This window comes from Arthrobacter sp. B0427-1-12, from assembly GCF_059092905.1.
The window spans coordinates 1-5,418 of sequence record NZ_JBNHIC010000107.1 but is presented as its reverse complement, the minus strand read 5'-3'; the positions used below and the strand labels follow the sequence as shown (position 1 = coordinate 5,418).

Here is a 5,418-nt window from a genome sequence, read left to right as displayed (position 1 = left end):
GGATCTCGCCCCCGGTGATCGCTTCGATCAGAAGCTGGCGCCCGGTGCTGCGGCGGTGGTCGTTGGCGTTACCTCCGGCCATCACGGCGCAGACTGCGCCGGTGCCCGGGACATCCATCACCCCGTTGACCACTTCATTGAAGCCGCCGTCGCCGCTGACCGAAACAATCAGCGGTCTGCCGTCCTGCGCCGCGGCGCGCGCCAGTTCGCGGCCATGCCCGGCCGCTGCGGTGTGGCGCACCTGAACCGGCACATCCGGCAGCCGCCGGGCCAGGTCCCCGCGCAGGTGGTCAGCCAAATACACCGGGACCTTGCCGGCGTCCGGATTGTAGATGAGCACAATCCGCTCAAAACACCCGGAAGAGGAACCATTCATACCACCAGCTTAATCACCGCGAACGCGAGACAGAGCCATCGAAATACCTGGGCTCGGGGCCGGTTCCGAGCCCATTCGCATTTGCCACGCCGGCCCATGGCAGATGCGCCGTTACCGGCCTTCGCCGGATTCTTTGGGTTCTGGCTGCAAACCCCTCGTAGCACATGCATCATTATTTGAAAGCGCATCCTGTCTCTAATCGTCCTGCCGAATCCGGCTGTCTAGGGCTGATGCTGTGGTATCGGATCACACACATGGGCGGTTCCGGGCGTGGAACCGGGTGGTCTTGTTCTCCTTATTGAACCGGGCAGCTCCGCGCCTCAGCTGCCGATGACGCGGATGCTGTAGTCGATGGTGTCGAGCATGATGCGGCTGCCGAAAGGTTCGTCCCTGATCCAGACGACCCCCATTTCCGGAGCGGTCTCTTCCACCCGGCCGCGATAGCGGACTCTGTCAGGGCACGTGGCTTCGACCCGGTCGCCGCAACTGAGGCCGGAGACGTCATCAAGACGGGCAGGAGTGGAAGTACGTTCGACCGGATCGGTCTCGGATGTCATGGAAGTTCCTCTTCTCTCACAGGCTAACAAGGCGGTCGTTCTCCGGGGGATGAGTCCAGCCCAAGGAGTGCCCCGGCTGCAAACCTCTTGCCGGCAACAGGGCTGCCGGCGTGCTGCCCCGCCTGCTGCTGCCGGCGGCGACGGGTGTGTTCCTGGCCGACGGCGAGCAGGAACGGTTCCGGCAGGCATGTCCCGGGCGGCTCATCGGCGGCGGGGTGAAGGTTCGCTACCTCGTCGTGGATCTGCTCCATTTCCACATCGAGCCGGTTGGCCACAGCGGCGGCGTCTTTGAGCTGATCCAGCAGGTGCGGGGGAATGTCGCGGTCGTACTTGTAGTAGATCCTGTGCTCGAGGCTGGCCCAGAAATCCATCGCAATGGTCCGAACCTGGATCTCCGCATTCACCTGTTCGACCCGGTCGGTCCTGAAGACCGGGATCCGCAGAATCACGTGCAGGCTTTTGTAGCCGTTGGGCTTGAGGTTCTTGATGTAGTCCTTGATCTGCAGGACCGTGACATCGTGCTGCCCGGTGAGCATGTCGCAGACCTTGTAGGTGTCGGAAATAAAGCCGCAGGTGACGCGGATGCCGGCAATGTCACGGATGTTTTCGCGGATCTCGTCCAGGGACAGCCCATGGCCCTGGCGCCGGGCCTTGGCCAGGATGCTTTCGGGGGACTTGAGCCGGTGGCTGATGTGTTCGATCGGACTGTAGTCGCGGGCGTGATTGAACTCTTCCTTCAGGATGTTCAGTTTGGTCAGCGTCTCGTCGATGCCGAACTTGTAGGACATCATGAACTGCCGGACGTGCCTGCCCTGTGCCATGAATTCGTTCAGTTCCCGCGCATTCTCAAGCTGCGCCAAGTCTTTCCTTTCATGCCGGGTGCCCCCAGTTACCGGCACCCCGGGGCAGCCCGGGGTGCCCCGGGGCAGAGGACGGGGCCCTGCCCCCGGCTGCTGAAGCCGGGGGCAGCATAAAGCCGGGTTCGTGGATCACTCCCGGGTTCGGATTCGTCCCGGACCGCGGCCGGTTACCGGGCCAGGTACAGCCCGTGCTGGCGGTGGGCCTCGGCGACCTGGGCGCGGATCGTGTCCACGTCCTTGGCCTTGTTGCGGTACTTCGGCTCCATCTGTTCGATCTGCCGTTCTTCCTCGAGCAGGGCGTTGTAGATACGCTCGCGCTCGGCCGGGTCCGCAGTGTATTCGAGGTCCAGGTAGTTGACCGCGTGCCGGCGGGCGTTGTTGATCGCGGTCTGCGCCTTGCCGGCCCTGCTCAGCAGCGACGCCACCACGGTGATCACCAGGACGCCGATGATGACGGTCAGGGACAGGCCCGTGGTGATTTCGAAGACCGGGACCGGTTCGCTGCCGTTGACGAACGGCAGGTTGTTTTCGTGCAGGGCGTGCAGGATCAGCTTGACACCGATGAAAGCGAGGATCGCGGCCAGGCCGTAGGAGAGGTAGATCAGGCGGTCCAGCAGGCCGTCGATCAGGAAGTACAGCTGGCGCAGGCCCATCAGCGAGAACGCCGTGGCGGTGAAGACAATGTAGACATTCTGGGTCAGGCCGAAGATGGCCGGAATCGAATCCAGGGCGAACAGGATGTCGGTGCCGCCGATGGCCACCATGACCAGCAGCATCGGGGTCAGAACCTTCTTGCCGTTCTCCATGGTGAAGAGCTTGTCGCCGTCGTAGTGGTCGGTGGTGTGGAAGAACCTGCGGGCCAGGCGGATCATGAAGTTGTCCGCTTCGCCGCCGGAGGTTTCGGGCTTGAGCAGGTTGCCGGCGGTGAGCAGCAGGATCAGGCCGAAGGCGTAGAAGACCCAGGCGAAGGAGTTGATCAGGGCGGCGCCGAGGAAGATGAAGCCGGTGCGGGCGACCAGGGAGAACACGATGCCGAACAGCAGCACCTTCTGCTGGTCCTCGCGCGGGACCCGGAAGCTGGCGATGATGATCAGGAAGACAAACAGGTTGTCCACCGAGAGCGCTTTCTCCGTGATGTACCCGGCGAAATACTCCGAGCCCATCGCGGTGCCGCCGAAGATCAGGACGAGAATACCGAAGATGACCGCGATGCCCACGTAGATGGAGGACCAGATGGCCGCTTCCTTCAGGCTGGGAACGTGTGCCTTGCGGATGTGGAAGAAGTAGTCAAAGGCCAGCAGAGCCAGAATGACCACAATGGTGATGCCCCAGATCAGGGGAGGAACAGTCAAGGTATTCCTGCTTTCGTAAGGTGGGTAGCAGTGAGCCGGGTAAGTCTCTCCGCCCGCCGTCAGGCTGGCCGCTGCACCCGGCGAGGCATCTGTGCCTGACGTGTTGACGTGTGCAGCGCTTCGGAATACTCCCTTACGCATTTTCACTCTAACCGGGGTGCGCGGCCGGAGACGAATCGGTAAGCCCGGCGCAGTGCAGCATCCTGCTTCTACCCGGTGCCAAGGCAGCGGCCGGAGAACTTCCCTGCGCCCGGCCAGTTGTAGAGGTAGGGCCCGATGATTCCGCCGATGAGCCCAAGAAGCAAGGAGCGCGACGTGGGAATGTTCGACAAGCTGGTTCAGAAGGGCAAGAAAATGGCCGTTGACTAATGCGAAGGAACAACTGTCCGGGCGTACCGGTCAGCAGCGCAGCGTCGACGGCTACCGCAGCAATGCCGGCTACGGGCAGGACAACGGGTACACGCGGCCCTATCCTTCCGCCGGCGGCCAGCACAACGGCGAGCCGCCAGGCAGGGGCAAGCCGATCCCGGGTGATGGTCGGGGCACGAATGCGGACCGCGACGCGATCGTTAAGTACAAGTACATGTTGCGCACGGCACCGCCGGAAGACATGGAAAGGGCGCATGCCGAGGCTTTCGGCCGGCTGGGCCCGCCGCAACGGGCGACGCTGCAGGACGGGTTGAACAATCAATTGCCCATGTCCGAGCGTCCCCGTTCGGACGCTCCGGGCGATTTGGCCAGGTCGGCGACACGGGCAGAGATGTCGAGGCCTGGATTCATGGAGAAGATCCTTGGTTCCGGAACCGAGGGCGGCCGGGGACGCGGCCCAGGTGCCGCACTCGCCGCGGGAGCGGCTGGTGGTCTGGGCCCCGGGTTCCTAGCAGGGGTCGCCGGCGGTTTTGCCGGCTCTCCCATCGCCGGTCCGCTGCTAAACGGGTTCTCCGGACTCGGGGACAGGATCACCGGTGCCGCGGAAGGACTCGGCGACGGTGTCACTGCCGCCGGAGGGTGCTGCGGCTTTCCGGCAAGCCCGCCCAGGCCTGCCGGCGCTTCTTAAACGGCCAGGCCGCCGGATCCACTGCTTGATCCCGGCGGCCTGGCCGATGGCCGGTGCATTTCCCCCAAAACGCTTCCTGCCCGGTCCTCCGGCCGGGTCCCCCAACCCGGTTCGTCGAACCTTCTGATAAAAGGATGACACCGGCAGCTGTTACTGCCTAGTACCTTTGCTACTCGTTTTCATGCATCTACATGACGGGTAGCAGGGGAGGGTAGTTAACCAGCGGGAACCTCATGCGGTGCCGAGGCCCTCCCTCGTCACCGCACCGCACGCGCTGGGGGCAGGCGGGACTGGCTGGTGGGGGATCCGGGGGTCCACCGGCCCCCTGCCCGGGCCCCTCTAGGGTGCCTGCCGGCCGATCTTCAGGACCATGGCCCAGTCCGTCTTCCGGTAGCGTTCCAAAGAGGCACCGCTGAACCGGACGGTCACGGAACTGTCCCCGTGCACGGCCTCTACCCGCCCCGCCTCCCGGACAAATCCTGACCGGTGCTGCAGGTCTACGATGGCGCCAACCAGGGCGCGCTGGTTCCAGTCCCTGACCGCTTCGGCGAGATTCATCTTTGCAACCCCTCAGGAAACATGCCCGCGTGCCCGGGGCAGGTTCCCGGCCCCGGGGCCGTTCATCCCCGGCGGCCAGGACCAGCCACCCCCGTATAACTCCATCGATTGGACATTCTACAGCCATGCCGGAAGAAGAAGCGGTACCGCTGCCCTGCCCGACGCGCGCACGGCGGCCGCGGCTCTGCCCCTGCGGCCCGTGCCTGTGCCCCGGATGATGTGCCGCCGGTACCCGGATGCGGGCGGAAGCGGATCCGCGCGTCACTGGTGGCCGGTATCCGAATCTGAATCTGCTCGCCGGAAAACAACCGTCATATGCGCTGTCAGGGGTATTTAGCTGACCGGACCGTCGCGGTCAGTGGAACGCCAGGGATGGGCTGCCCGGGGACGGTCCAGGCTCGGTGGATAACCGCCGGTCCCGGGGGTGACAGGCCGGGTGGTCTTGGGCTGAGGGTCGGCGACCAGGTCGCGGTAGCGCACCGGACGGGGTCCGACGGCGAGTTCGAGGACGCGGCAGAAGACCATGCCGCGGCTGGTCGAACGGCGCCGGTTGAAGCGGAAGGCGCCGGTTGAAGCGGAAGGTGAACTCGTTCAGGTAGCTCTGCAGGTGCGCCGCGTCCACCGAGCCCTGATGGGTGCCCAGCAGCCACCGCTTGGC

At 64.6% G+C, this 5,418-nt stretch carries 6 protein-coding genes and 1 pseudogene; 1 reads left to right on the top strand and 6 read right to left on the bottom strand.

Going from position 1 to position 5,418, the window contains the following annotated elements; translation table 11 throughout:
• From AC5RWU_RS23585 to AC5RWU_RS23570, 4 genes are all read right to left on the bottom strand, one after another.
• Positions 1-340, bottom strand: a 340-nt coding sequence (locus AC5RWU_RS23585; protein WP_494037342.1) for an acylglycerol kinase family protein, incomplete at its 3' end; no start/stop codon positions are given.
• 356 nt (positions 341-696) lie between these two features.
• Positions 697-933 (bottom strand): hypothetical protein, encoded by a 237-nt coding sequence (locus AC5RWU_RS23580; RefSeq protein WP_493986600.1) that lies wholly within the window; start codon positions 931-933, stop codon positions 697-699.
• A gap of 23 nt (positions 934-956) precedes the next feature.
• On the bottom strand, positions 957-1,793 hold the full coding sequence (locus AC5RWU_RS23575; protein ID WP_493986599.1) for a GTP pyrophosphokinase: 837 nt from the start codon (positions 1,791-1,793) through the stop codon (positions 957-959).
• Between the two features lie 167 nt (positions 1,794-1,960).
• Positions 1,961-3,145, bottom strand: a complete 1,185-nt coding sequence (locus tag AC5RWU_RS23570) for a TerC family protein (protein ID WP_493986598.1) — start codon at positions 3,143-3,145, stop codon at positions 1,961-1,963.
• 361 nt (positions 3,146-3,506) lie between these two features.
• Here AC5RWU_RS23570 and AC5RWU_RS23565 point away from each other — a divergent pair, with 361 nt between their 5' ends.
• Positions 3,507-4,202 (top strand): hypothetical protein, encoded by a 696-nt coding sequence (locus tag AC5RWU_RS23565; protein WP_493986597.1) that lies wholly within the window; start codon positions 3,507-3,509, stop codon positions 4,200-4,202.
• A gap of 339 nt (positions 4,203-4,541) precedes the next feature.
• Here AC5RWU_RS23565 and AC5RWU_RS23560 read toward each other — a convergent pair whose 3' ends face one another.
• Positions 4,542-4,760, bottom strand: coding sequence for a hypothetical protein (locus AC5RWU_RS23560; protein ID WP_493986596.1), 219 nt, complete (start codon positions 4,758-4,760; stop codon positions 4,542-4,544).
• A 459-nt stretch (positions 4,761-5,219) separates the two neighbouring features.
• Positions 5,220-5,418 (bottom strand): annotated as a pseudogene (locus tag AC5RWU_RS23555) (hypothetical protein); the annotation flags it as partial.

What these genes read in the sequence shown, in the direction of transcription:
- AC5RWU_RS23580 (WP_493986600.1), bottom strand. Translation starts at nt 933, where the DNA reads ATGACATCCGAGACCGATCCGGTCGAACGTACTTCCACTCCTGCCCGT.
- AC5RWU_RS23560 (WP_493986596.1), bottom strand. Translation starts at nt 4,760, where the DNA reads ATGAATCTCGCCGAAGCGGTCAGGGACTGGAACCAGCGCGCCCTGGTT.